The sequence below is a fragment of the Yersinia kristensenii genome (assembly GCF_900460525.1).
In the GTDB taxonomy this organism is placed as follows: Bacteria; Pseudomonadota; Gammaproteobacteria; order Enterobacterales; family Enterobacteriaceae; genus Yersinia; species Yersinia kristensenii.
This window is the reverse complement of the sequence record NZ_UHIY01000001.1, coordinates 2,900,470-2,926,628: the sequence shown is the minus strand read 5'-3', so window position 1 is coordinate 2,926,628 and position 26,159 is coordinate 2,900,470. Positions and strand designations below refer to the sequence as shown.

The window sequence follows — 26,159 nt, the reverse complement described above, 5'->3', positions numbered from 1 at the left end:
ACATAAAGAAAGCAATTTCCCACTATGGCTCAAGTCGCGAAAAAAATATTGGTGACGTGCGCGCTACCATACGCTAACGGTTCTATACATCTCGGTCACATGCTCGAGCACATCCAGGCAGACATCTGGGTCCGTTTCCAGCGAATGCGCGGCAACCAGGTTCATTTTATCTGTGCAGACGATGCCCACGGCACCCCAATTATGCTGAAAGCTCAGCAACTGGGTATCGAACCAGAGCAAATGATTGCTGAGATGAGCCAGGAGCACCAACAAGATTTCGCCGGTTTCGCTATCAGTTATGATAACTATCACTCGACTCACAGTGATGAAAACCGTGAACTGTCGAGCCTGATATACAGCCGCCTAAAAGCGAACGGTCATATAAAGAATCGCACTATTTCTCAGCTCTATGATCCTGAGAAAGGCATGTTCCTGCCTGATCGCTTCGTGAAAGGCACTTGTCCGAAGTGTAAAGCGCCGGATCAATATGGCGATAACTGCGAAGTTTGTGGTGCAACTTACAGCCCGACTGAGCTTATTGATCCAAAATCTGCGGTTTCCGGTGCTACGCCGGTCATGCGCGAATCTGAACATTTCTTCTTCGACTTACCTGCTTTCAGCGATATGTTGCAAGCTTGGACACGTTCCGGCGCACTGCAAGAACAAGTTGCCAATAAAATGCAGGAGTGGTTTGAATCGGGCCTACAACAGTGGGATATCTCCCGTGATGCGCCTTATTTCGGTTTTGAAATCCCCGATGCGCCAGGTAAATATTTCTACGTCTGGCTTGATGCCCCTATCGGCTATATGGGGGCATTCAAAAATCTGTGCGATAAGCGCGGCGATTTAGATTTTGATGAATTCTGGCGTAAAGATTCTACAACCGATCTGTATCACTTCATCGGTAAAGACATTGTTTACTTCCATAGTTTGTTCTGGCCAGCCATGTTGGAAGGCAGTAATTTCCGCAAACCAACCAACCTGTTCGTCCATGGTTATGTCACGGTAAACGGCGCAAAAATGTCGAAATCCCGTGGCACATTCATTAAAGCGGGCACTTACCTGAAACATCTGGATGCCGATTGCCTGCGCTATTACTACGCGGCGAAACTCTCTTCACGTATTGATGATATCGACTTGAATCTGGAAGATTTTGTCCAGCGCGTCAATGCCGATATCGTCAACAAAGTGGTCAACCTGGCTTCCCGTAATGCCGGTTTTATTAGCAAGCGTTTTGCTGGCAAGTTAGCTGATCACCTTGCTTCCCCTGAGTTATACAAAACCTTTACGGATGCCGCCGTCAGTATTGCGGATGCTTATAATAGCCGCGAATCAAGCAAAGCGATTCGTGAAATTATGGCACTGGCCGATGTTGCCAACCGCTATGTTGATGAACAGGCTCCTTGGGTTGTGGCGAAAGAAGACGGCCGTGATGCTGACTTGCAAGCTATTTGCTCCATGGGCATCAACCTGTTCCGGGTCCTGATGACTTACCTCAAGCCAGTGCTACCTGCGCTGACCGCACGTACAGAGGCTTTCCTCAACACTGAATTAACTTGGGATAGCATCGAGCAACCCCTGTTAGGTCATCAAATCAATACTTTTAAAGCGCTGTTTAACCGTATTGATTTGGACAAAGTGAACGAAATGGTCGCCTCTTCTAAAGAAGATATGGCGGCGACAACAGTGACGGTAACCGGTCCATTGGCCGATGACCCGATCCAGGAAACCATCAGTTTTGATGATTTTGCTAAAGTAGATATGCGTATCGCGCTGATTGAACAAGCAGATTTTGTCGAGGGTTCAGATAAGCTACTGAAACTGAAACTGGATATCGGCGGTGAGACGCGCCAGGTATTCTCTGGTATTCGTTCGGCTTACCCTGATCCAAAGGTCTTAGAAGGCCGGCTCACCATGATGGTAGCGAACCTGGCTCCACGCAAAATGCGCTTTGGTATATCAGAGGGTATGGTGATGGCAGCTGGCCCTGGCGGCAATGATATCTTCCTGCTTAGCCCGGACAACGGTGCTCAACCAGGCATGCAAGTAAAGTGACATTAAGCTAGAAGACGAACAGCCGGTCACGGGTACCCTGACCGGCTTTTTATTGCCAACTTATTGATTAAAATCTAACCTTTACTCTCTATGCACGATAGGTTGCTGTTCACGTTGTCTAGCTTCCAGCCAAAATAAGATATTAATAAATAAACTGAGTGAGAAAATTAGAAATAAAATACTGTCCAGTAAAGAAACCTTAATAAGTGCATCGATAATAATATTCTTATGATGCTTTACTTCCACAAATCCTGACGAGAAAAACCAAAATAAACCGACGGCTCCCACGATATTTAATGCCACCACCGGCCAATACCATTTAGCCAATAAAAAGAAAATCCATGACAACATCATTAGCGCAATAACGGCATCATCTAACTCAAATAACAGAAAAAAGCTTAGATATAATAAACTAAAACTGATCAATGCCAATCCGAATGGATATTCGTTAGGTAAAGCAGCAGCCCATTGTTTTCTACGTTCGCATGTGAGTGGTTTTATGTCAAAAATATTGATAAATATCAGATAAAGTAAAAATGAACCCAATAAGAAAAACGTCAATAAACCATACGAAAAATAACAAGCGAACGGAAGAACGTGGAACATTAATAAATAAGGACTTAACTTTTGGCTGGCCAAGCGGTATGAGCAAGGTAGCACTAACACCAATGAAAGCACGGCAAAGAAGGACGACACTGAAAAGTACAAAACTTCATCAGTCAAATCAGGAAATAAAACCGTTACTAGAAATACAATGACCATTAATGCGAATAAATAACGGAAAAAGAGAAAGAAAAATTCACTACGCGACATATAACGGCAAATGGGATTATCAATAAATCCATTTTTGATTAGATAATCTAAATTCATTTGCGCCATTTCAACGCTATCCTTTCTGAATTTATATAGGTTGCTAATTTTACCCATAGTGACTTTAATCCTTTAAAAATCATTAAACTTAAAATGATGAAAAATGACTCATTTCATGACAGTTAACATCTATTATTTTATTGTTATGGCTCAGATCTATTTAGAATACCAGTCATGTGTATTCAGCGAAATAAAATATTAATCCTGAGATTCGTTGTAATGAAAATAACACTATAAACTTGATTGAGAAAAAACCACTAAAATAAAAAGGTTATTGCCATTATTTGTTCTCATTATACTCACCTCCTCTCTGCCTCTCGCTGTTTATTTAAGCTACCCAAACTAAAAGACATAAGACGATCCAAAAATTCATAACAAAGTTAATTCCTTATCTAAATCGTTATGGTTATGATGCTGCATAGAGACAAATAGACGTCTAGACACAAAGATAGCCATAATAATGATAGCAACGTACACATTGCATAACATATCAACACCATGACGGAGTTCCAGATGAAAAAAATTGCTTCCCCATTACTGGCCCTGAGCCTACTGACGGCACTGCCAGTATTTGCTGCGGACACCGCCACAGTCGCCCCTATTCCAGATGCAATAGCTAACCATAAAGGGCAGATTAAAATTGCGGTGATCCGTAATTTAGGTTCTGACGACAACACAACACAGTTCTTGTCTGGTGTATTGAAAGAGGGCAAAAAGCTTGGTTTCAAAGTCGATACTTTCTTAAGTAATGGCGATGATGCGCGTTTTCAGGACTTTGTTAACCAAGCCATCAGCCAAAAATATGATGGGATTATCCTCTCCCAAGGCCGTGACCCTTATTCAACTGAACTGGTTAAACGTATTGCCGCCAGCGGCATTGCGGTGTCTGTATTTGATACCGCCATTCAGGGCGATATCCCCGGTTTAACTGTGACTCAACAAGACGACGCCTCCCTGACCAACGAATCTTTCGGCCAGTTAGTTAAAGACTTCAACGGGAAAGCGAATATTATTAAACTCTGGGTTGCCGGGTTCCCACCAATGGAACGTCGCCAGGCCGCTTATCAGACATTACTGAAACAAAATCCGGGCATTATTGAACTGGAATCTATTGGTGCTGTTTCATCTGATGTTCAAGGTGATACCGCGAATAAAGTGGGTGCCGTCTTGGCAAAATACCCAAAAGGTAAAATCGACGCTATCTGGGGCACTTGGGATGCCTTTACTCAGGGCGCTTATAAAGCCTTGCAGGAAAATGGCCGTACCGAAATCAAATTGTATAGCATTGATATCTCGAATCAGGATTTGCAACTGATGCGTGAAGCCAATAGCCCGTGGAAAGTCAGTGTTGCTGTCGATCCTAAGCTGATTGGGGCGGTTAACTTGCGCCTGATTGCCAAGAAAATTGCCGGTGAAGAAACTCCCGCTAGCTATGAATTCCGTGCAGCCTCTATTCCACAAGCTCTGCTGGCAAGCCAGCCAGGCCCGGTTAACGTCGCGGGTTTGAGTAAAATCATTCCTGGCTGGGGCCAGTCAGATGATTTCAACTCGCCTTGGTTTGCGACCCTTGCCGCTAAAAACGGTCAGTAATCAACCAGTAAAATCAATGTGGTTAATCGATTTGGAGTGAAATAGATGGCAGCGCAAGGAGTCTTGCCGACACCTGAATACAGCCGCAATATGCGGCTGATTGGTCATAGCGATCAGGGCGGTAAACCCGATGGGGTACAGGTGATGGTGCATCGTGGTTACGCCTATGTCGGCCATATGGTGTCGCAGGGCGTATCCATTATTGATGTTCGTGATGCAAAAAACCCCCGTCCCGCAGGTTTTATCGCCGCACCGCCCAATACCTGGAATGTACACTTACAGGCCCATGATGACCTGCTACTGGTGATTAATGCCCGCGATCTCTTTGCTGATGCCAGTTTTGCCGAAGAGAAAGTGTATTACACCCAATCAGTCGCCCAAACGATCAGTACCCGGCAAGAAGGGCGCGGTTGGAGTGCCGGTTTACGTGTTTTTGATATTTCAACGCCAGATAAGCCGCGCGAGATAAGTTTCCTGCCACTTGATGGTATTGGTATCCACCGCATCTGGTATGTCGGCGGGCGCTGGGCTTATGTTTCTGCGCTGTTAGATGGCTACAGTGATTATATCTTCCTGACCATTGACTTGGCTGACCCACAAAAACCGCAGGTCGCTGGCCGGTATGCTTTACCCGGCATGCATACTGCGGCGGGTGAGCAAGCCACTTGGCCGGATGGTAAACGTTATGCATTGCATCATGCCATTATCAGCGGCGACACGGCATATGGCAGTTGGCGCGATGGTGGCCTGACGTTGTTGGATGTCAGCGACCGCTCGGAGCCAAAGCTGATCAGTCATCGTAACTGGAGCCCACCTTTTGGCGGTGGTACACATACCGCGTTACCCCTGCCCGACCGCAATTTATTGGTGGTGCTAGATGAAGCGGTGCTGGATAACCAAGAAGATGGCGAGAAGCATATCTGGCTATTCGACATTCGCGAGCCGATCAATCCGGTCAGTATCTCAACTTTCCCGGTACCTGATGAGCAGGATTATGTGAAAAAAGGCGCTCATTTTGGCCCACATAATTTGCATGAAAATCGGCCGGGTAGTTTTATCAGCTCAACGCTAATTTTTGCGACCTACCAGAATGCCGGGGTTCGTGCTTATGATATCAGCAACCCCTATCAACCCAAGGAAACAGGGGCTTTAGTGCCTGCGGCACCGGAAAAAATGATGGATAAACGGCCCAGTCGCCCACAAGTTATTCAGTCATGTGATGTGTTTGTTGATGCCCAAGGGATTATCTACAGCACCGATTATAATGGTGGCTTATCTATCATCGAATATTTAGGTTAATTATCCCTTTGTCCTTGGAGCCGCAGGGGTGTTCGCTGACCCCCTACCTGCACTCCAATGACTTTGGGTAAGTCTATAAGTGGCCGGTCGATTTAGGTCGATCGGCTATTTGCAAAAATTTTTCCGCCTCCCCCCTCTCTTTCGTTCCTGCAATAGTCTACTGTAATTGGCTGAGCCGCTCTGTCGTAATGCTGTTCGAGTCATTCTTTTGATTGAAAAAACCGCATAGAAACAGTTCATATCCCAAAAAATGATAAGTAAGAAGATTCCATGAAAGGATTTCCATCGCGTGTCACTAATCTGCTGATTGCCTCATTGGTCTTGACCATTGGGCGAGCCGTCACACTCCCCTTTATCACCATCTATTTGGCCGAGCATTTTCAGTTGGCTCCCGATAAGGTTGGGTTAGTCCTTGGGGCGAGTTTAACCTTAGGTATTTTCACCAGTTTGTACGGCGGTTATCTGGTGGACAAATTCAACAAAAAACAGTTGATTCTGCTAGCCGTCACCCTATTCTCAGTGACCTTTTTTAGCTTGCCGTGGGTTGAGCACCCAGCGTGGGTTATCCTGATTCTGGCGCTGTTGCACTCGGCCTACTCGGTCTACGCTATTGCTATTAAAGCCTGTTTTGCTGACTGGCTACCGGTTAATGAGCGCATTAAAGCTTTCTCGGCTAACTACACCCTAGTGAATGTTGGCTGGGCGATCGGCCCGGCATTGGGTGTTTTGGTGGTCAGCATGGGGCCGCAAGTTCCTTTTATCATTTCGGGGATACTGGCGTTATTGGTGGCCATCACTTTGAAATTCAGAATAAACAGCGCTGATATGTCGGTCGCTGAACAGACACAGACCGAATCAGTGCCAGATTTCCGCCAGACATTCCGTATTCTGCGCCATGATAAACGGCTGATTTATTTCACTATTGGGAGCATGCTCAGTGCAGTGGTTTTTGGCCAGTTCTCCGGCTACTTATCTCAATACCTGATTACCGTGTCTGATGCCAAATTTGCTTATCAAGTGATTGGTGCAGTGATGACGGTCAATGCCGTCATTGTCATTACCTTACAATACCTATTAAGTCGCCGTATGAATCAACAGAATTTAATGCGCTGGCTGATGCTCGGCACACTGTTCTTTATTATTGGTTTGTTCGGATTTATGGTGGCTCAGCAGTCAATTCCAGTGTGGATGCTGGCAATGGCGATTTTCTCATTAGGTGAGATTATTGTTATCCCGGTCGAATACCTGTTTATCGATTTTATTGCCCCAGCAAATCTTAAAGGCAGTTACTATGGAGTACAGAATCTCGGCCAGTTAGGCGGTGCAGCTAATCCGGTACTTTGCGGCTTTTTGTTAGCGTATACGGCACCACAAATGATGTTCTATATGCTAATTGTGGCGGCTATTTTGGGGCTGGCATTCTTCTATCGCGGCTACCAACTGGCTAAAAGACAAGAAGAGCCAGCAGCCAGCACCCCTGCAATTTGAAAAGTAATGGGTATATTATTCATACTGTGATGACTGGCACAGTGCTAAACTTAATTGTATGATGAATGTATTCGGTCACTCAGGACTCTTCTTATGCGCAATGTGACTTCACTTTGCTGGCAGTATCTGCGAGCTTTCGTCATTATTTATCTGTGTTTATGGGCGGGTAAGGCCGTGGCCTTACTGCTACCCATCACCATCCCCGGTAGCATCATCGGCATGCTGATTCTGTTTGCCCTGCTTGCCTCACAGATTTTGCCTTCAACCTGGGTGAAACCCGGCTGCCACCTGCTGATTCGCTATATGGCGCTACTGTTTGTGCCGATCGGTGTCGGCGTCATGCAATATTATGATCAACTGACCCAGCAATTTGGCCCGATTGTGGTTTCCTGCTTTGTCAGTACCCTGATTGTGATGCTGGTGGTGGCCTACAGTTCACAATATGTCCACCGTGAGCGCAAGGTGGTAGGTTCTCCGACTCACACGGAGGAAGACAAATGATCAGCAATTTATGGTGGTCACTGCCACTGACTCTCATTGTGTTCTTCAGCGCCCGTCGTTTGGCCCGCTGGCTAAAAATGCCGCTGCTCAACCCATTATTGATATCAATGGTTGTCATCATTCCATTGTTGTTAGTAACACATATGCCCTATGCCAACTATTTCGCTGGCAGCAAAATCCTGAATGACCTGTTGCAGCCCGCGGTGGTGGCACTGGCTTTCCCACTGTATGAACAGTTGCATCAGATTCGTGCGCGCTGGAAATCCATCATTAGCATCTGTTTTATCGGCAGTATTACCGCCATGGTCAGTGGTACTGCTGTTGCCCTCTGGATGGGGGCAACACCTGAAATTGCTGCCTCAGTTTTGCCAAAATCCGTCACTACGCCGATCGCCATGGCCGTGGCCGAATCCATTCATGGTTTACCGGCCATCAGTGCGGTATGTGTTATTTTTGTCGGCATTCTAGGGGCCGTGTTTGGTCACAGCTTATTGAATCTATTAAAAATCACCACCAAAGCCTCGCGCGGCTTGGCAATGGGAACCGCTTCGCACGCCCTTGGCACTGCCCGTTGCGCGGAGTTAGATTTCCAGGAAGGCGCATTTAGCTCACTCGCATTGGTTATCTGCGGGATTATCACCTCACTGTTAGCGCCCTTCTTGTTTCCAGTACTGCTACATTTATTTGGCTGAGGGTTACGGTATAATTTTGAGATACATCTCTCATTTGAGATTTTACTTGCATAAATTTCATATACAACGAGATCCACATCACACAAAGAAAGCCCTAAGCTGCCTAAAATAGTTTCCCGTAACTATTGGAGAGAACCCTATGCAAGCACGTTTTCATGACGCTTGGGCTACATTGCCCGCCTCACTGCAATCCGCCCTTGAACCTATCTTGAGCGCAAACGATTTCCCTGCCATGTTGACAGCTGAGCAAGTGGAGACAGTGAAGAGCATTAGTGGGTTAGATGACAATGCGCTGGCATTTGAATTGTTACCACTGGCTGCCGCTTGTGCGCTAACGCCTATCTCTCATTTTAAGGTCGGGGCCATCGCCAGGGGGACTAGCGGTAATCTCTACTTCGGTGCCAATATGGAGTTCAGTGGTACCCCATTGCAACAAACCATTCATGCCGAACAGTGTGCTGTCACCCATGCGTGGCTGCGTAATGAGGCCAGTTTGGTTTCTATTACCGTCAATTACACGCCATGTGGTCATTGCCGCCAGTTTATGAATGAACTGAACAGCGGAACCGGTCTGCACATTCATCTACCGGGCCGCCCAGCTTCGACACTGGGGCAATATTTACCTGACTCTTTCGGCCCAAAAGATCTGGATATCACCACCCTGCTGATGGACCCAGTCAATCACCAATATAAAGTGGCTGACACTGATGCCTTGACTCAGGCGGCACTCGATGGTGCCAACCACAGCCATGCACCTTACAGCCTTTCTCACAGCGGTGTAGCCTTGGAAACTGCCGATGGCAACATTTATGCGGGCCGTTATGCTGAAAATGCGGCGTTCAACCCAAGCTTACCACCACTGCAAGCCGCATTAATTCTGGCCAACCTTTCGGGCAAAGATTGTGGCGCGGTTCGCCGTGCGGTGCTGGTCGAAGGCCGCCAGCCTATGTTGACTCAGTGGGATGCAACCCAAGCCACACTGGCCGCCCTTGGTTGTATTGATGTCAAACGCGTGACATTTTAAACTAATTGCACCGCAACTGGGGTTACCTGACTGGCTAGCCCCGATGATTACCTTGCCCCGCACTTTCGCTAACTTGCTCCCGTAACCAACAGTGATCACTTTTGTCATCATTGCGGCTATGACATACCTGCACAAAAGGCAAAGAAGGCACCGTAAACGGCAATGATTCGGGCGAACCTGTGGGTTATTGGGCCTATTTTGCTGATCCGGATGGTAATACGTTGGAAATTTCGTTTGGTCAGCGGATTGAACTGACAGTGAATCAGTCTGCCGCGATGTAATAACACAAACAGCTAATAAGTAAATGCGATGTATTGCTCAATAAAACACCACATGTTGCTGATTAGCTGTAGAATCTGCAAGTTAACTCGCACTTTTGCCGGTAACCGAGATATTTAAGTAACAAAAGCTGTACATATTTCTCTTATCTTTTAGGATCGAGGGTAACAATTACTGTCTCTACCCAAAGTCATAAGAGTAAAACTCATGGAACTTGAATACGAAAGTAAGCGCCCCCTGTACATCCCCTACGCTGGCCCGATCCTATTAGAATTCCCTTTACTGAATAAAGGCAGCGCCTTCACCAATGATGAGCGTAGCCACTTCAATTTACACGGTTTGTTGCCCGAAGCGGTTGAAACCATTGAAGAACAGGCTGAACGTGCTTACCGCCAGTATCAGGATTTCAAAAACGACGACGATAAACATATTTATCTGCGTAATATTCAAGATACCAATGAGACTCTGTTTTACCGCCTGCTGGAAGCGCATCTCAGTGAGATGATGCCTATTATTTATACCCCCACGGTGGGCGAAGCTTGCGAACACTTTTCCGATATTTATCGGCGCGCACGCGGGTTATTTATCTCTTATCCGAATCGCGAACACATCGACGACATGCTGCAAAATGCCACCAAGCAGAATGTTAAAGTCATCGTGGTCACTGACGGCGAACGGATCCTGGGTCTGGGCGATCAGGGCATCGGCGGCATGGGTATTCCCATTGGGAAACTCTCACTGTATACCGCGTGCGGAGGTATCAGCCCGGCTTATACTCTGCCAGTGGTACTGGATGTCGGTACTAACAATCCGCAGCGCCTGAATGACCCGCTGTATATGGGTTGGCGTCACCCACGTATTTCCGGCGACGAATATTATGCCTTTGTTGATAAATTCATTCAGGCTGTAAAGCGCCGCTGGCCGAATGTGTTGTTGCAGTTTGAAGATTTTGCTCAGAATAATGCTACCCCGCTGCTCAACCGCTACCGTGATGAGCTGTGCTGTTTCAATGATGATATTCAGGGCACAGCGGCGGTCACGTTAGGCAGCCTGATTGCCGCCAGTCATGCCGCAGGTAGCCAGTTGCGCGACCAGACTGTCACTTTCCTCGGGGCCGGTTCTGCGGGTTGTGGTATTGCCGAGCAAATTATCGCGCAAATGATTTCAGAAGGGCTGAGTGAAGAACAAGCGCGGGCGCGCGTCTTTATGGTCGACCGTTTCGGTCTGTTGACTGACAAACTGCCTAATTTATTGGATTTCCAAAGCAAATTGGTGCAAAAAAGCGACAAATTACAGAGTTGGAACCTGGCCAGTGACTCAATCTCTTTGCAGGATGTGGTGCGTAATGCCAAACCTACCGTGCTGATTGGGGTTTCTGGTCAACCGGGGCTGTTTACCGAAGAATTAATCCGCGAGATGCACAAACACTGCGCACGCCCAATCGTTATGCCACTGTCGAACCCAACATCACGGGTTGAAGCTCGTCCAGAAGACATTATTAACTGGACCGATGGCGCAGCTCTGGTGGCGACGGGCAGTCCTTTCTCGCCGGTCAGTTATAAAGATAAACTGTATCCGATTGCTCAATGCAATAATTCTTATATCTTCCCGGGTATTGGCTTAGGTGTGCTGGCATCGGGTGCCAAACGCGTCACCGACGGCATGTTGATGGCAGCCAGCCGAGCATTAGCAGGATGTTCACCGCTAGCGCTTAACGGTGAAGGGGCATTGTTGCCGAATATCGACGACATTCAAGCCGTATCCAAAACCATTGCGATGCAGGTCGGTAAAGCCGCACAGTTGCAAGGCGTCGCCATTGTGACCTCAGAAGAAGCACTGGCAAAAGCCATTGAGCACAACTATTGGCAGCCACAGTATCGTACCTACAAGCGGACTTCGTTCTAAATGCTGCCCGGCCTACGTGACTGCGTAGGCCGGTTACCGGCGAATACGCGCCTTTTATATAATTTAATCCAAAGTAGATAAGAAACTATTGGCATGACATGAGCAGGTACAGTAGCCTTGCCCATATCACCAGTGAATTGAATGCACTAAAGGCCTCAGAATGTGGAAACGCCTGATTATTAGCTTAATTATCATCGCAGGGTTGCTGATGGTGACAGCTATTGCGCTCGATCGCTGGATCAGTTGGAAAACAGCCCCTTTTATCTACGATGAGCTACAAGACTTGCCCCACCGGCAGGTCGGTGTGGTATTGGGTACAGCCAAATATTACCGTACTGGTGGTATTAATCAGTTTTATCAATACCGTATTCAAGGGGCATTAAACGCTTATAACAGTGGCAAAGTCAGTTACTTACTGCTTAGCGGTGATAATGCTTTACACAGTTATAACGAGCCGATGACCATGCGCCGTGACTTGATAGCCGCAGGGGTAGCCCCCTCTGATATCGTGTTGGATTATGCAGGTTTTCGCACGCTAGATTCTATTGTGCGCACTCGTAAGGTGTTTGATACCAATGATTTTATTATCATTACTCAGCGTTTCCATTGCGAGCGGGCATTATTTATCGCTATGCATATGGGGATTCAAGCGCAGTGTTTTGCCGTACCATCACCCAAAGATATGCTCAATGTCCGGGTACGAGAAATCTTTGCCCGCCTTGGTGCCCTGACTGATCTCTATATTTTGAAACGCGAGCCGCGCTTCCTCGGGCCATTAATCCCTATCCCTGCGGTACACGTCATACCCGATGATGCACAAGGCTATCCGGCAGTATCGCCAGAACAGTTAGTTGAACTGGAACAGCGGCTGGCAGAAGAAAAACAGAAAAAAACAACACCAACACCAACACCAACACCAACACCAACACCAACACCAACACCAACACCAACACCAACACCATAATTCTGAATACGCTTTTGTTTTGACGTTAAGTTCAATCAAAAGCGCTTTCAGTTACCCCCCTTGCCCCAAAAACGCCCCCACATCACTTTCAACTTCCCCCATTTCCTGTAATAACTGCAAGGTTTCCAGCGCCTCATCCTCATCCAACCGGCTCATGGCAAAACCTACATGTACCAAAACCCAATGCCCCAACAAAGCGGCGCTGGCCTGCTCATCTGCGGCGACCAGCATAATATTCACCGAGCGGCGTACACCACAGACATCTACCCATGCCGTGCCCGATTGAGTCTCATCTAACGCAACAATTTGTCCAGGTATCCCTATACACATAATCCGGCTCCCACGGTATCACGGCATAAAAAAAGTAAATTCATTCCACCTCCAACCGCTTAATCATCACGCCATCATCAGCCGCACCAATACGCAAATGACTGCCAGCACACAATGGGCAGCGGGTCACTTTACTGCTGAGCAAATTAATGAATTGCTGGCAGTCATGACACCACACTTGTGATGGCTGCTGGCTAAGATGCAAAACACAGCCCTCAGCCAAAGTGCCACGACACACCAGCTCAAAACAGAACTCCAACGCCTGCGGCTCGACACAAGAAAATGCGCCGGTTTCCAGCCACACCCCGGTAATTCTCTGCGCGCCATGCAGCCGTGCCTGCTGTTCCATCATGGCAATAGCGTTTTGGCACAAGGTAATCTCATGCATGACTGTTCTCCCAGTATGGATTTATCTTACAAAGATAATGCAAAGACGGTGCCAGTAATGCTGCATTTCCCACTGGAACAACGTTCAAGTTAACAAATTGATAAATAATGATATTTACCAAGTTCGCCCCACCATGAATTCATAGAATGAATAATTACTGTCGAAGTGTCATCAAACGGCGGCAGTTTCGTCACTAATGTCGACATGTCACTGCGCAATCTCCCTGTTTTTACTGCCTTTTAAACTCCTGCCTTTTATCTGCAATCACCTTAATGCCCAACTGGCGCGGCTTCACAGCTCTTTTGCATTGGCGTCCACCGTACTGGCACAGAATATGCTTTGTCGCTGAGAAATGATTTCTCACAGCCTGACTGTCACCAGATTTTTGTCCCGGAGGGTATGGCCATGAACCGCTTTGTGATTGCGGAGCCAAGGCTTTGTATTGGATGCAATACCTGCATGGCTGCTTGCAGCCAGGTGCATAAAGCCAAGGGTTTACAACAGCATCCCAGATTGACCCTGATGCGTAACGCCACGGTTACGGCGCCGATTCTCTGTCGCCAGTGCGAAGATGCGTGGTGTGCACGGGTTTGCCCGGTCAATGCCATCACTCTGACCAATAACGCTGTCGAATTGGATGAAACCATCTGCATCGGTTGCAAGCTTTGTGGTATCGCCTGCCCGTTTGGTGCCATCACACCGGCTGGCAGTAAGCCCCTGGCGGTGCCAGACACATTCCCTGAATACATTCCGATGACCACGTTATCTGATGTGCCATTCAGCCCGGCCAGTATGAATCCGTTCCTCGCCTGGAATGCTGGAGTACGGACTGTCGCGGTGAAATGTGACTTATGCAGCTTCCAATCACAGGGGCCGGAATGTGTGCGGGTCTGCCCGACCAACGCCTTGATGCTAGTGGATGAGCACAGTATTGAGCAGGCGAATCGCGCCAAGCGGCTGGCGGCTGCCAGCGGGTTTGCCAACGAGCTGCCCTTTATGGCCGTGGACACCTCGTCCGCCATCTCTCATGAGGAGCAGAAAAGATGATGAATTCGCTTGAGTTATTAGGCCTCTCCTTGCTGCTTTATCTGGCTGGCGCATTGCTTTCTCTGCTTCTGGCACGGCGCGAGACTCTGGCGATTTATACGGCAGGGCTGGCGTCATTGCTGGGTGGCGTTGCTGGCCTGTTTGCCGCCGCTCCCACTCTGCTGGGGGGCGCTATAATCACTTTCATCACCGCGGGGCCATTCCCGTTTGCGGCCTTCAGTCTGCGCCTTGATCCATTGGCGGCATTTATGCTGATGGTCATCTCACTGTTGGTGGTGATAACCGCCCTCTATTCGCTGGCCTATGTGCAGGAATACAAAGGCCGTGGGGCGTGGGGAATGGGGGTCTTTATGAACCTATTCATCGCCTCGATGGTGGCGCTGGTGGTGGTGGATAACGCTTTCTACTTTATTATTTTCTTCGAAATGATGTCGCTGGCCTCTTACTTCCTGGTGATTTCCGATCAGGACGACGACGCCATTAGCGCGGGCTTGCTCTATTTTCTGATTGCCCACGCCGGTTCCGTGCTGATTATGATTGCTTTCTTCCTGCTGTACCGCCTCAGCGGTAGTCTCGAATTTGCCGCTTTCCGCCAAACCAACCCACAGCCGGTCATGGCCTCGATTATCTTCTTGTTAGCTTTCTTCGGCTTTGGTGCCAAAGCTGGGATGCTGCCGCTCCATGGCTGGTTGCCACGTGCGCACCCCGCTGCCCCGTCCCATGCTTCAGCCCTGATGTCCGGTGTCATGGTCAAAATTGGTATCTTCGGTATCATCAAAGTCGGCATTGATTTACTCGGCGCAAGCCAACTGTGGTGGGGCGTGGTGGTGCTGGGTTTTGGCGCGGTATCCTCGGTGCTCGGCGTGCTGTATGCCTTGGCGGAGCACGACATCAAACGCCTGCTGGCATACCACACTGTTGAGAACATCGGCATCATCCTGATGGGGGTGGGAGTCGGCATGATAGGCATTGCCAGCCATCAGCCGGTGTTAGCCGCCCTTGGCCTACTCGGCGCACTCTATCATCTGCTTAACCACGCCGTCTTCAAAGGGCTGCTGTTCCTTGGGGCTGGCGCAGTGATTTATCGCTTACATACCAAAGACATGGAGAAGATGGGCGGGTTGGCCAGAATGATGCCTTATACCGCGCTGACCTTTCTGGTGGGATGTATGGCGATCTCCGCCCTACCGCCATTCAATGGTTTTGTCAGTGAATGGTTTACTTATCAATCACTGTTTACCATGACCAAAGATGGCGGCTTTATTATTCGCCTTGCCGGGCCGATTGCTATTGTGATGTTGGCGATTACTGGCGCACTGGCGGCGATGTGTTTTGTGAAAGTTTACGGCATTAGCTTCTGCGGGTTACCACGCACAGAAAAAGCCGCCCAGGCGCGGGAAGTCCCCTGGCCGATGACCGCCGCCATGCTGTTATTGGCATTGCTGTGTTTGGTGTTAGGGATAGGCGCCACGCACGTCGCTCCGGTGATTGCCCGCATTGCTAGCAGCTTGATAACCGCCCCGCCGCTACCTTCATTGCAGGTAGCGCAAGGCGCGGTGTTATTCCCACAACACAGTTCTCAGGCCATGCTGTCCACCCTGTATATCTTCTGCGGTTTACTGATATTGCCACTGGTGATTTTACTGGTCGTCAGCCTTTACAAAGGCAGCCGTCTGTCATTCCGCCATGGCGGCGATCCATGGGCTTGCGGCTATGCCTGGGAGCAGGCCATGACTGTCTCGGCAGGTGGTTTTACTCAACCCCTACGGGCTATGTTTGCCCCACTCTATCGGCTGCGTAAAACACTCGATCCCGCCCCGATGATGCAACGCGCGCTGGAACACTCCGTCAGTGGCGCGGGCCGGATGGAACCGGTTTGGGATGACAAAATAGTGGCCCCGCTTATCCGCTTGATCCAATGGCTCAGCCAACGAATTCAATGGCTGCAACAGGGTGATTTCCGCCTCTACTGTCTGTATGTGGTCGCCGCGCTGGTTACCCTGCTGATCATTGCGGCTATTTAAGGAGACAAGCTATGCCAACTACTGATATGCCCGCGGTCTCTATGGTGGTTTTCGCCATCGGGCAAGCGCTGCTGATGCTGGCGCTGGCGCCGCTAATGGCGGGAATTTCGCGCATGGTGAAAGCCCGAATGCACTCACGCCGTGGGCCGGGCATCCTGCAAGAGTATCGCGATTTAGCCAAACTGCTGAAACGCCAGGATGTGGCCCCCGCCAATGCTGGGGTTATTTTCCGCCTGATGCCCTATGTACTACTGGGCAGCATGTTGTTGATTGCCATGACATTGCCCATTTTCACTCTGGCCTCCCCCTTTGGTGTGGCGGGCGACCTGATAACCCTGTTGTATCTGTTCGCGCTGTTCCGCTTCTTCTTCTCACTGGCGGGTCTGGATAGCGGCAGTATCTTCGCGGGGATCGGGGCCAGCCGCGAATTAACATTGGGCGTATTGGTCGAGCCAACATTAATTCTGTCACTGCTGGTGGTGGGGCTGATTGCCGGTTCCACCAATATCGGCACCATCAGTACCGCGCTCTCCACCGGCCACTGGCAGTCACCCACCGCAACAGTTTTGGCGCTGTTGGCCTGCGGTTTTGCGGTGTTTATCGAGATGGGCAAAATCCCGTTTGATGTCGCCGAAGCAGAACAAGAGCTACAGGAAGGGCCGCTGACTGAATATTCCGGCGCTTCACTGGGCTTGGTCAAATGGGGTATTAGCCTGAAACAGGTGGTGGTGGCGCAGCTTTTCCTCGCCGTGTTTATTCCCTTTGGCAAACTGGCAGCACTGAGTGGGCCGGGCTTGCTGTGGGCGCTGGTGGCCGGTGTTATCAAATTGGTGGTGCTGTTTGTGCTGGCCTCCCTGGTGGAAAACAGTATTGCCCGTGGGCGCTTCCTATTGACCTCCCGTGTTACCTGGCTGGGGTTTGGCGTCGCCGCCTTGTCTCTGGTTTTCTATCTCACCGGTCTTTAAGGAGCTAATAAACCCATCATGGAGAACCTGGCTCTTATGAATATCACCCTAATGAATATCGCCCTTGCGACTATTTTGGTTCCATTTGCCGGTGCCATCCTCACGGCCTGTTTGCCACAGCAATGGGCGAAATGGTCTTGCACTTTCTTTTCACTGCTGGCCACCCTCGGCACCGTGCTGCTGGCTTACGCCTATCTGAGTGGCGGAAAAATTGATGTCACTTTTGATCTGATTCATTACGGTGATATGGCACTGTTCGGCCTGACCATCGACCGCATCAGCACCTTGATAGCTTTTGCCGTGGTGTTCCTCGGGCTGCTGGTCAGCATCTATTCCACCGGTTATCTGACCTTAGGTAACCGCGAGCATCCTCACGAGGGCACCAACCGCTACTATGCGCTGCTGCTGGTATTTATCGGCGCGATGGCTGGGCTGGTATTATCATCGACCCTGCTGGGTCAATTGTTCTTCTTTGAAATCACTGGCGGCTGTTCGTGGGGGTTGATTGGCTACTATCAAAGTCAAAAGTCACTGCGTTCGGCGCTAAAAGCCTTGCTGGTTACCCATGTGGCGGCCATCGGCCTGTATCTGGCGGCGGCAGTGTTATTGGTCAATACCGGTACTTTCGCCCTCACCGCATTAGCGCAACTGGACCACACCACCAAAATCATGGTGTTCGGCGGCATCCTGTTTGCCGCTTGGGGGAAATCGGCCCAATTACCACTGCATATCTGGTTGCCAGACGCGATGGAAGCGCCGACCCCAGTCAGTTCCTATCTGCATGCCGCGTCAATGGTCAAAGTGGGGGTCTATATCTTCGCCCGCGCCATTTATTCTGCCGGTGACGTGCCGCAGATTATCGGCACCGTGGGCATGGTGATGGCGGTTATCACTCTGATTTATGGTTTCTTTATGTATCTGCCGCAAAAAGATATGAAGCGGCTGCTGGCCTACTCCACCATCACCCAGTTGTCTTATATTTTCTTCGCGCTGTCTCTGGCTATCTATGGGTCAAAACTGGCCTTTGATGGCGGCATTGCCTACATCTTCAACCACGCGTTTGCCAAGAGTCTGTTCTTCCTGATCGCCGGGGCGCTGAGCTACAGCTGCGGTACCCGCATGTTGCCCAAACTCAAAGGCATTATGGGCAAAATGCCACTGCTGGGGGTCGGTTTTTGTGTCGCCGCACTGGCGATTACCGGGGTGCCGCCGTTTAACGGTTTCTTCAGCAAATTTCCCATTTTTGCCGCCGGTTTCTCGCTTTCTCACGAACATTGGCTGCTGATACCGCTGTTAGTGCTGGCACTGATTGAGTCAGTGGCGAGCTTCGGCTGGTTCCTCTATTGGTTCGGGCAAACCGTGCCCGGTAAAGCATCTGAAGCCGTCGCCAGTGCCAAACCGCTGCCGTTAGCCATGCAGGGCGTGCTGGTGGTGCTGGTGATTATGTCTGTGTGCTCAAGCTTTATTGCCGTCGCCTGGCTCGGATAAGGGAGTAAATAATGACCGGAACACTTCTTGTCAACAATCTTGCAGGGCTGCTGATTATTACCTCGCTGCTGGTAATTATCGTGAAGAAGCCCGCCACCTCGGCGCTGTTTTATGCGGTGCAATCACTGGTTTTGGTGCTGATTTTCTTGGTGCTGGCCGAAACACTCGGTGCTCACGAACTCTATATGTGGTCGCTGACCGCCTTTATCACCAAGGTGATCCTGGTGCCATGGATCATGTACCGCGCCTTTCGCCAGATGGAAGACCCCAAAGCCAACGGCGGTGTGATAGGGACTGCCAGTCTGATATTTATCGCCGCCATTATCATTTTACTGAGCTACTTCGTGGTCGAGCCGGTGCAATTGCCGATGGTCAGTGCGCTGAAACCGGCGCTGGCGGTGTCACTTGGGCACTTCCTGATTGGCCTGCTGTGTATCGTCACCCAGCGCAATATTCTGAAAAACATCTTCGGCTACTGTCTGATGGAAAATGGCGCTCACCTGATGCTGGCACTGCTGGCTTTCCGCGCACCGGAGTTGGTCGAGATTGGCGTGGCTACCGATGCCATCTTTGCGGTGATTGTGATGACGTTAATGGCGCGCAAAATTTACCGCACGCTGCACACGCTGGATGTTAAACAACTGACGGCGCTAAAGGGGTAATGAAATGAGTCATACTGACCTGCTGCTGTTACTGCTGGCGATACCTCTAATAACCTCACTGCTGGCATTTGCTTGCCGGGCTTTGGGCCGTGCTGCCCGCATGGCAACCACCTGGGTACATTTTGTGGGCATCAGTTTACTGCTGATAGTGGCCTTGACGGTGGTGTGCCGGGTGGCCGTAGGTGGGGAAATTCTGGCGGCTCACCACTGGCTGCATATTGACAGCCTCAGTGCGCTGTTCCTCGTTATTCTGGGGGTTATTGGTTTTATCACTGGCCTTTACTCCCTCGGCTATATGCGCCATGAAGTGAATAATGGCGAAATCACCGTCAGCACGCTATGCAATTATTACGGCTTTTTCCATCTGTTCCTCTTCACCATGCTGTTGGTGGTGACCAGCAATAACCTGATTCTGATGTGGGTCGGCATTGAAGCCACCACTCTCAGCTCGGCCTTTCTGGTGGGATTGTACGGCCAGCGCTCCTCACTGGAGGCGGCGTGGAAGTACATTATCATCTGTACCGTGGGGGTGGCATTCGGGCTGTACGGCACGGTGTTGGTGTATGCCAATGCGGCCAATGTACTGGCGGACCCCAGCAGTGCGATTTTCTGGACGGCGGTCGCCGAACATGCCAAAGAGCTGGATCCTAGCCTGATGCACTTGGCATTTGTCTTTATCCTGATTGGCTTTGGCACCAAAACCGGCCTGTTCCCAATGCACTCCTGGCTGCCGGATGCCCACAGCGAAGCCCCCAGCCCGACCAGCGCCTTGTTATCTGCGGTATTACTCAACTGCGCGCTGCTGGTGATCATTCGCTATTACATCATTATCAGCGCCGCTATCGGGCCGCATTTCCCACAAATGTTGCTATTGGTGTTCGGCATGATGTCGGTTGCCGTTTCCGCCTTCTTTATTCTGGCGCAGCGCGATATGAAACGGTTGTTGGCCTATTCCAGTGTAGAAAACATGGGCTTGATCGCCGTGGCATTGGGTATTGGCGGCCCATTGGGTGTGCTGGCCGCACTGTTCCACACCATGAATCACAGTCTGGCAAAAACCTTACTGTTCTGCGGTTCCGGTAATGTGCTACTGAAATACGGCACGCGAGATATGGGCGCTATCAAGGGCATTATCCGCGTCGCTCCGCTCACGGCGGTGATGCTGGCTGGTGGGGCATTGGCGCTCGCCGGGATGCCACCTTTTAATGTGTTCATCAGTGAGTTTATGGTGGTCGCTGCCGCGATTAAAGCCGGTCATATCACCTTAGTGATTATCTTGCTATTGCTGCTAACACTGGTACTGGCTGGATTGGTGCGCATGATAGCCAGCACTGTGCTGGGCACCCCACCGGAAGCCGTGAGCAAAGGGGAGTTGGGGATTCTGACCACTGCGCCGATGGCCATTTTATTGCTGCTGATGCTGTTGCTTGGGGTGCATATTCCCGCGCCAGTCACTCGCTTACTGACTGATGCGGCGCAGATTGTCCTTAATAATGACAGTCGTGACCCCGCCCAGCAGCCCTTTATATTGCCGTGGCAACAGATATCTCCACCACAAGTGATAACTCCGCCCATTCCATCCGTTGCACAAAACCATACCGTTGTACAACTCACCCCGACTCGTCAGGAGATGTAACGTGACTCACGAAACCCCTATTTCAGCCATTCCGGTTTCAGGGCAACCGCCACATAGCGGTGAAAAACTGGGCGCAGTTTATGTGGCCCGCCTGCGGGAACAATTTCCAGCGGCAATCCTTGATGAAGAGTGGCAAACCCCAGACCAACTGACGATTACCATTAAGCTGAACAGCCTGCCGGATGTGGTTGAACACCTTTATTATCAACAAGGTGGTTGGCTGTCAGTGCTATTCGGTAATGACGAGCGCAGTTTGAATGGCTATTTTGCCATCTACTATGTGCTGTCAATGGAAGGCCGCGAACAATACGGCATTGATACGGGTAAAAAGTATGGCGATAAGTGCTGGGTGATTGTCAAAGCGCTGATTAGCCCCGAACGGCCCGAGTTCCCGTCCGTGACACCACGAGTTCCGGCAGCCGTCTGGGGTGAGCGCGAAGTGCGCGATATGTACGGCCTGCAACCTGTCGGTTTGCCTGATGAACGCCGCTTAGTGCTGCCCGATGATTGGCCGGACGACCTCTATCCACTGCGCAAAGACACCATGGATTACCGCCAGCGCCCAACGCCCACCAGCAACACTGAAACTTATCAGTTTGAAAACGAAGCGGGCAGCAGCAGCCGGGTGGTGCCTATCGGCCCGATGCATATTACCTCCGATGAACCGGGTCACTTTCGGCTGTTCGTCGACGGCGAAGACATTATCGACGCTGATTATCGCCTGTTTTATGTCCACCGCGGCATGGAAAAACTGGCTGAAACGCGCATGGGCTACAACGACGTCACTTTTCTTTCGGATCGCATCTGCGGTATTTGCGGCTTCACCCACAGTGTGGCTTATACCTCGTCAATTGAGAATGCGCTCGGCATTATCGTGCCACCACGGGCGCAGATGATCCGCACCATTTTGCTGGAAGTGGAGCGGCTGCACAGTCATCTGCTCAATATCGGCTTGTCCTGCCACTTTGTCGGCTTTGATACCGGCTTTATGCAATTTTTCCGGGTGCGCGAAAAAGCCATGACCATCGCCGAGATGCTCACCGGCGCACGTAAAACCTATGGTCTGAATCTGATTGGCGGGGTGCGGCGCGATATTCTGAAAGCCGACCGCATTAAAACGCTGCAATTGGTCTCAGAGATGCGCGCTGATATCAGTGAGCTGGTGGATATGCTGATGAGCACCGCCAATATTGAGCAACGCACAGTGGGTGTTGGCTTGCTGGATCGCAAAATCGCTCGTGATTTCAGCCCGGTCGGCCCGATGATCCGTGCCAGTGGCTATGCGCGCGATATGCGCCATGACCACCCTTATGCCAACTACGCCAATGTCCCTAAAGAGCTGTTTAGTCTGGATGGCTGCGACGTGCATTCGCGCCTGCTGGTGCGGGTGCGAGAATTCTTCGACTCGCTGGTGATGATTGAATACGGGTTGAACCATATGCCGGGCGGGCCGCTGCTGGAGGAGAAAGTCCACTATCAACCGTATAAATTTGCGCTCGGTTTTTCAGAGGCCCCGCGTGGTGAAGATGTCCACTGGAGCATGACCGGCGACAATCAAAAGCTGTTCCGCTGGCGCTGCCGTGCCGCCACTTACGCCAATTGGCCGGTGCTGCGCTATATGCTGCGCGGCAACACAGTTTCGGACGCGCCGCTGATTATTGGCAGCCTCGATCCCTGCTACTCCTGCACCGACCGGGTGACATTGGTGGATGTGCGCAAGCAAAAATCCGTCACCGTGCCGTACAAAGAGATCGAACGCTATGGCATTGAGCGCACCCATTCGCCGCTCAAATAGAGGGATGAAGAATGTTTAAACTGTTTAAAACCCTCCTGAAAGTCGGCGATACCACGGTGAAATACCCGTTTAAGCCGCTTGAGGTCAGTCATGGATTCCGTGGCAAGCCGCAATATGATGCTGAGCAGTGTATCGCCTGCGGGGCTTGTACTATGGCCTGCCCCGCCAATGCACTGACCATGGAAACCGATATTATCAAGGGGACTCGCCAATGGCAGCTGTTCTTGGGGCGCTGCATTTTTTGTGGCCGCTGTGAGGAAGTCTGCCCGACTCGCGCCATTGTGTTATCGCAAGAATTTGAGTTGGCCGTGTTCAATAAAGCCGATTTATATCAGCGCGCCAGTTTTACTCTCGCCCATTGCCAGCAGTGCCAGAAACCCTTTGCCCCGAAAAAAGAGGTCGATTACGTCATGGCGCTGCTGATTCACTCCGGAATGAGCGCTGAAGATGTCGAACAACAGCGGCCTCATTTTGAAACCTGCCCGGAGTGCAAACGGAAACAGAATATTGTTAGTCAGCATAATGTGATGCTCAATCAGCACCGCAATGAGGGGATCAACTCATGAGCCAGCCACATTCATTAAAACCGGCCTGGGGGCATCACGTGAGTCAGCCAGTGGCACTTGACTCTTCTATCGCCCAGTTAAAAAGTAAATTACTCAAAGATATCAAACGCTCGGCATATGTGTATCGGGTAGACTGCGGCGGCTGTAATGGCTGTGAAATCGAGATTTTCTCCTCGATTACGCCGGTATTCGACACCGAGCGTTTTGGTATCAAAGTGGTCGCCTCGCCCCGTCACGCCGACATTTTACTGTTTACCGGTGCAGTCACTCGCGCCATGCGGACACCGGCCTTACGGGCTTATGAATCTGCCCCAGATCCTAAAATCTGTGTCTCTTATGGCGCTTGTGGCTGCGGCGGTGGCATCTTCCACGATTTGTATTGTGTCTGGGGTGGCAGCGACACCATCGTGCCGATTGATGTTTATATCCCCGGCTGCCCTCCCACTCCCGCCGCGACTATTTATGGCTTTGCAGTGGCGCTGGGATTACTGGAGCAAAAACTCAAAGCTGAGGATCACCAAGAAGCCGCCGACGAACGCGTGGCACTGATCCACCCAGATGCACCACTCACGCTGCGAGTATTGTTAGAGCGCGAGGCCCGCCGCATGGCCGGTTATCATCAGGGGCGAGAAATTACCGACAGTTTCTTATCACTGCTGGTCAATCAACCGCTGCAAGGGCTGGAACAGCGCTGCCAGTATTATCTCCGCCAGCAAGATGATCCGCGCCTAAGTGAGATATTTGCCAGCCTGCAACAGATAACCCTGCTGCAACTGGCGGGAGGACGTATTGATGACCGCTAAAGTCATTTTTTATGTGCTGAACCAGAAGTTCCTCGACAGTGATGAGGACATGCCCGAGCAAGCGCAGCAAGTGATGTATTACTCGCTGGCTATTGGCCACCATGTCGGTGTCATTGATTGCTTAAAAGCCATTATGGAATGCCCGCTAAATGAGTATGAACAGTGGTTCAGTCAGTTGCCCGAAGGTGAAGCTCGCCGCAAAATGGCTGGTTTGCTGAAATTTGGTGAAATCACCATCGATAGCACACATACCCAATTACTGGCCCAAGCCTTTGCGCCACTGGCTGAAGACTCTGCTTCGCTGCATCCGCAATGGAGCCAACAACTGCTGCAAACCCTGTACGATATTGAGCAGGAACCGGCCATTTACTTAATGGTGAAACGCCGCCCATGAATCATCAACATCCCATCACAAATTTAGTGTTAACCGTCGGCAATAGCATGATGGGAGATGACGGGGCCGGCCCGCTGCTAGCCGAGCGCATGACCCAGCAACCCTTAGCTGACTGGCAAGTTATCGACGGCGGCTCAGCACCGGAAAATGTGGTGCATCGTGTCCGTGCTTTGCAACCCAAGCGCCTGATTATCGTTGATGCCGCCGATATGGAACTGCCGCCGGGTGAGATTCGTATTATTGACCCGGAGCGAATTGCCGAGATGTTCATCATGAGCACGCATAATTTACCGCTCAATTTTCTGATTGATCAACTCAAGGAAGATATCAGCGAAGTTATCTTCGTCGGTATCCAGCCCACCCTGGTGGCGTTCTACTTCCCGATGACCGACATTGTCAAACAGGCTGTCGAGATTGTGTACCAGCAATTGCCCCATTGGCAGGGTGACGGCGGGTTTAGTCACCTGTAATTGAGTGACGGTGTGATGTCGTCAAATTTGCCGACGTCACATCTGCCGACAGTTTTTAATCCGTTGTCCTCCCTCAACAAAAACCAATAAATCCTTTTAAAACAATTAGATTGATTAACTCCCACCCAATATCTTCAACTTGGCATAAACCATGCAATATGTATGGTAATGAGCCAGATTGACTGATCAAAACGTGAATCTGCCAGAACCACTCAATTTATGCCCAATAGCTTTCAAGTTGCAGGAAGGCGGCAAGGGAGTGAATCCCGATGAGCTGACTCAAGTCAGTGATTCGGGTGATTAAGCGTAGCCAACACATCTGTAACTTGAAAGATGAAGGGGAAGGAGAGAAAGCAATGAACCGGTTCATCATCGCCGATCCAAAAAAGTGTATTGGCTGCCGCACCTGTGAGGTTGCCTGCGTGCTGGCACACAATGGCGGCAAACTGGACACCCTGACCAAAGCCAATTTCGCCCCCCGGTTGAAAGTGGTCAAAGGAATGAATGTCAGTACCACCATTATGTGCCGCCACTGTGAAGATGCACCTTGTGCCAATGTTTGTCCGAACGGCGCGATTGTGCGGGCAGCAGACAGCATTCAGGTGTTGCAAGAAAAATGCATTGGCTGCAAAACCTGCGTCGTTGCTTGCCCTTACGGTGCCATGAATGTGGTGACCAAACAGGTCGAAGTGATGTTCAACGGCCTCTCGCAGGGCTTTTGCCTGAAAGCTGAAGCTCAAAAGTGTGATTTATGTGAAGGTCGCGCCGCCGGCCCAGCCTGTATCTCAGTGTGTCCCACTCAGGCGCTACACCTGATTGGCCGTGACACTCTGCAAGCCATGCTACGCAAGAAACAGATGCGTGCTGCATTGGATGAAGCCAACGAGATGAACTTTTAGTCAGCCTAAAAGCCAAGGAGATGAA

25 protein-coding genes and 1 pseudogene are annotated in these 26,159 nt (G+C 50.3%); 23 read left to right on the top strand and 3 right to left on the bottom strand.

Going from position 1 to position 26,159, the window contains the following annotated elements; translation table 11 throughout:
- Positions 1-24 precede the first annotated feature (24 nt).
- A complete protein-coding gene (metG, locus tag DX162_RS13350; protein WP_098081212.1) occupies positions 25-2,055 on the top strand; it encodes a methionine--tRNA ligase in 2,031 nt (676 codons plus the stop codon).
- 81 nt (positions 2,056-2,136) lie between these two features.
- Here metG and DX162_RS13345 read toward each other — a convergent pair whose 3' ends face one another.
- The gene (locus tag DX162_RS13345) at positions 2,137-2,982 is read right to left on the bottom strand and encodes a hypothetical protein (protein ID WP_004388766.1); all 846 of its coding nucleotides are present in this window, start codon (positions 2,980-2,982) and stop codon (positions 2,137-2,139) included.
- Between the two features lie 456 nt (positions 2,983-3,438).
- Between DX162_RS13345 and DX162_RS13340 the strand changes: the two genes are divergently transcribed.
- The 9 genes and pseudogenes from DX162_RS13340 to sanA all read left to right on the top strand — a co-directional run bounded on the left by DX162_RS13340 (position 3,439) and on the right by sanA (position 12,667).
- Positions 3,439-4,515 (top strand): sugar ABC transporter substrate-binding protein, encoded by a 1,077-nt coding sequence (locus DX162_RS13340; RefSeq protein ID WP_032818996.1) that lies wholly within the window; start codon positions 3,439-3,441, stop codon positions 4,513-4,515.
- A 45-nt stretch (positions 4,516-4,560) separates the two neighbouring features.
- A complete protein-coding gene (locus tag DX162_RS13335) occupies positions 4,561-5,814 on the top strand; it encodes an LVIVD repeat-containing protein (RefSeq protein WP_004388763.1) in 1,254 nt (417 codons plus the stop codon).
- Positions 5,815-6,084: 270 nt separating this feature from the next.
- Positions 6,085-7,302: an MFS transporter gene (locus DX162_RS13330; protein WP_004388762.1), complete on the top strand. Its 1,218-nt coding sequence runs from the start codon at positions 6,085-6,087 to the stop codon at positions 7,300-7,302.
- A gap of 93 nt (positions 7,303-7,395) precedes the next feature.
- Entirely contained in the window at positions 7,396-7,803 is a 408-nt protein-coding gene (locus tag DX162_RS13325) for a CidA/LrgA family protein (RefSeq protein WP_004388761.1), read from the top strand.
- A complete protein-coding gene (locus DX162_RS13320; protein ID WP_032818994.1) occupies positions 7,800-8,495 on the top strand; it encodes a CidB/LrgB family autolysis modulator in 696 nt (231 codons plus the stop codon). Before DX162_RS13325 ends, DX162_RS13320 begins: the two co-directional genes overlap by 4 nt.
- Before the next feature lie 139 nt (positions 8,496-8,634).
- A complete protein-coding gene (cdd, locus tag DX162_RS13315; RefSeq protein ID WP_004388759.1) occupies positions 8,635-9,519 on the top strand; it encodes a cytidine deaminase in 885 nt (294 codons plus the stop codon).
- Between the two features lie 170 nt (positions 9,520-9,689).
- Positions 9,690-9,800, top strand: a pseudogene (locus DX162_RS13310) (VOC family protein); the annotation flags it as partial.
- A gap of 205 nt (positions 9,801-10,005) precedes the next feature.
- A complete protein-coding gene (locus tag DX162_RS13305) occupies positions 10,006-11,703 on the top strand; it encodes an NAD-dependent malic enzyme (protein WP_004388755.1) in 1,698 nt (565 codons plus the stop codon).
- Between the two features lie 160 nt (positions 11,704-11,863).
- Positions 11,864-12,667, top strand: coding sequence for an outer membrane permeability protein SanA (gene sanA / locus DX162_RS13300; protein WP_172439477.1), 804 nt, complete (start codon positions 11,864-11,866; stop codon positions 12,665-12,667).
- 51 nt (positions 12,668-12,718) lie between these two features.
- On the opposite strand, the gene DX162_RS13295 is transcribed toward sanA, so the two are convergent.
- Entirely contained in the window at positions 12,719-12,997 is a 279-nt protein-coding gene (locus DX162_RS13295) for a HypC/HybG/HupF family hydrogenase formation chaperone (protein ID WP_004388752.1), read from the bottom strand.
- A 40-nt stretch (positions 12,998-13,037) separates the two neighbouring features.
- On the bottom strand, positions 13,038-13,385 hold the full coding sequence (gene hypA / locus DX162_RS13290) for a hydrogenase maturation nickel metallochaperone HypA (protein WP_004388751.1): 348 nt from the start codon (positions 13,383-13,385) through the stop codon (positions 13,038-13,040).
- A gap of 405 nt (positions 13,386-13,790) precedes the next feature.
- Between hypA and DX162_RS13285 the strand changes: the two genes are divergently transcribed.
- From DX162_RS13285 to DX162_RS13230, 13 genes are all read left to right on the top strand, one after another.
- Positions 13,791-14,432 (top strand): 4Fe-4S dicluster domain-containing protein, encoded by a 642-nt coding sequence (locus tag DX162_RS13285; protein ID WP_032818993.1) that lies wholly within the window; start codon positions 13,791-13,793, stop codon positions 14,430-14,432.
- Complete coding sequence (gene hyfB, locus DX162_RS13280) at positions 14,429-16,456, top strand: hydrogenase 4 subunit B (protein WP_080548210.1); 2,028 nt, start codon at positions 14,429-14,431, stop codon at positions 16,454-16,456. The genes DX162_RS13285 and hyfB overlap by 4 nt, the downstream gene beginning before the upstream one ends.
- Positions 16,457-16,467: 11 nt before the next feature.
- Positions 16,468-17,421: a respiratory chain complex I subunit 1 family protein gene (locus DX162_RS13275; protein ID WP_004388748.1), complete on the top strand. Its 954-nt coding sequence runs from the start codon at positions 16,468-16,470 to the stop codon at positions 17,419-17,421.
- An 18-nt stretch (positions 17,422-17,439) separates the two neighbouring features.
- The gene (locus DX162_RS13270) at positions 17,440-18,909 is read left to right on the top strand and encodes a hydrogenase 4 subunit D (protein WP_032818992.1); all 1,470 of its coding nucleotides are present in this window, start codon (positions 17,440-17,442) and stop codon (positions 18,907-18,909) included.
- An 11-nt stretch (positions 18,910-18,920) separates the two neighbouring features.
- Positions 18,921-19,571, top strand: coding sequence for a hydrogenase 4 membrane subunit (hyfE, locus tag DX162_RS13265; RefSeq protein WP_004388745.1), 651 nt, complete (start codon positions 18,921-18,923; stop codon positions 19,569-19,571).
- Positions 19,572-19,575: 4 nt separating this feature from the next.
- Positions 19,576-21,207, top strand: coding sequence for a hydrogenase 4 subunit F (locus tag DX162_RS13260; RefSeq protein WP_004388744.1), 1,632 nt, complete (start codon positions 19,576-19,578; stop codon positions 21,205-21,207).
- A 1-nt stretch (position 21,208) separates the two neighbouring features.
- Positions 21,209-23,002, top strand: a complete 1,794-nt coding sequence (locus tag DX162_RS13255) for a hydrogenase large subunit (protein ID WP_004388743.1) — start codon at positions 21,209-21,211, stop codon at positions 23,000-23,002.
- An 11-nt stretch (positions 23,003-23,013) separates the two neighbouring features.
- The gene (gene hyfH, locus DX162_RS13250) at positions 23,014-23,568 is read left to right on the top strand and encodes a hydrogenase 4 subunit H (RefSeq protein ID WP_004388742.1); all 555 of its coding nucleotides are present in this window, start codon (positions 23,014-23,016) and stop codon (positions 23,566-23,568) included.
- Positions 23,565-24,371, top strand: coding sequence for an NADH-quinone oxidoreductase subunit B family protein (locus DX162_RS13245; RefSeq protein ID WP_032818991.1), 807 nt, complete (start codon positions 23,565-23,567; stop codon positions 24,369-24,371). The genes hyfH and DX162_RS13245 overlap by 4 nt, the downstream gene beginning before the upstream one ends.
- A complete protein-coding gene (locus tag DX162_RS13240) occupies positions 24,361-24,765 on the top strand; it encodes a formate hydrogenlyase maturation HycH family protein (protein ID WP_032818990.1) in 405 nt (134 codons plus the stop codon). Before DX162_RS13245 ends, DX162_RS13240 begins: the two co-directional genes overlap by 11 nt.
- Positions 24,762-25,235: a hydrogenase maturation peptidase HycI gene (hycI, locus tag DX162_RS13235; protein WP_032818989.1), complete on the top strand. Its 474-nt coding sequence runs from the start codon at positions 24,762-24,764 to the stop codon at positions 25,233-25,235. Before DX162_RS13240 ends, hycI begins: the two co-directional genes overlap by 4 nt.
- A gap of 178 nt (positions 25,236-25,413) precedes the next feature.
- A complete protein-coding gene (locus DX162_RS22765; RefSeq protein WP_004388737.1) occupies positions 25,414-25,539 on the top strand; it encodes a hypothetical protein in 126 nt (41 codons plus the stop codon).
- A gap of 52 nt (positions 25,540-25,591) precedes the next feature.
- Entirely contained in the window at positions 25,592-26,134 is a 543-nt protein-coding gene (locus tag DX162_RS13230) for a 4Fe-4S binding protein (RefSeq protein ID WP_032818988.1), read from the top strand.
- Positions 26,135-26,159: the final 25 nt, after the last annotated feature.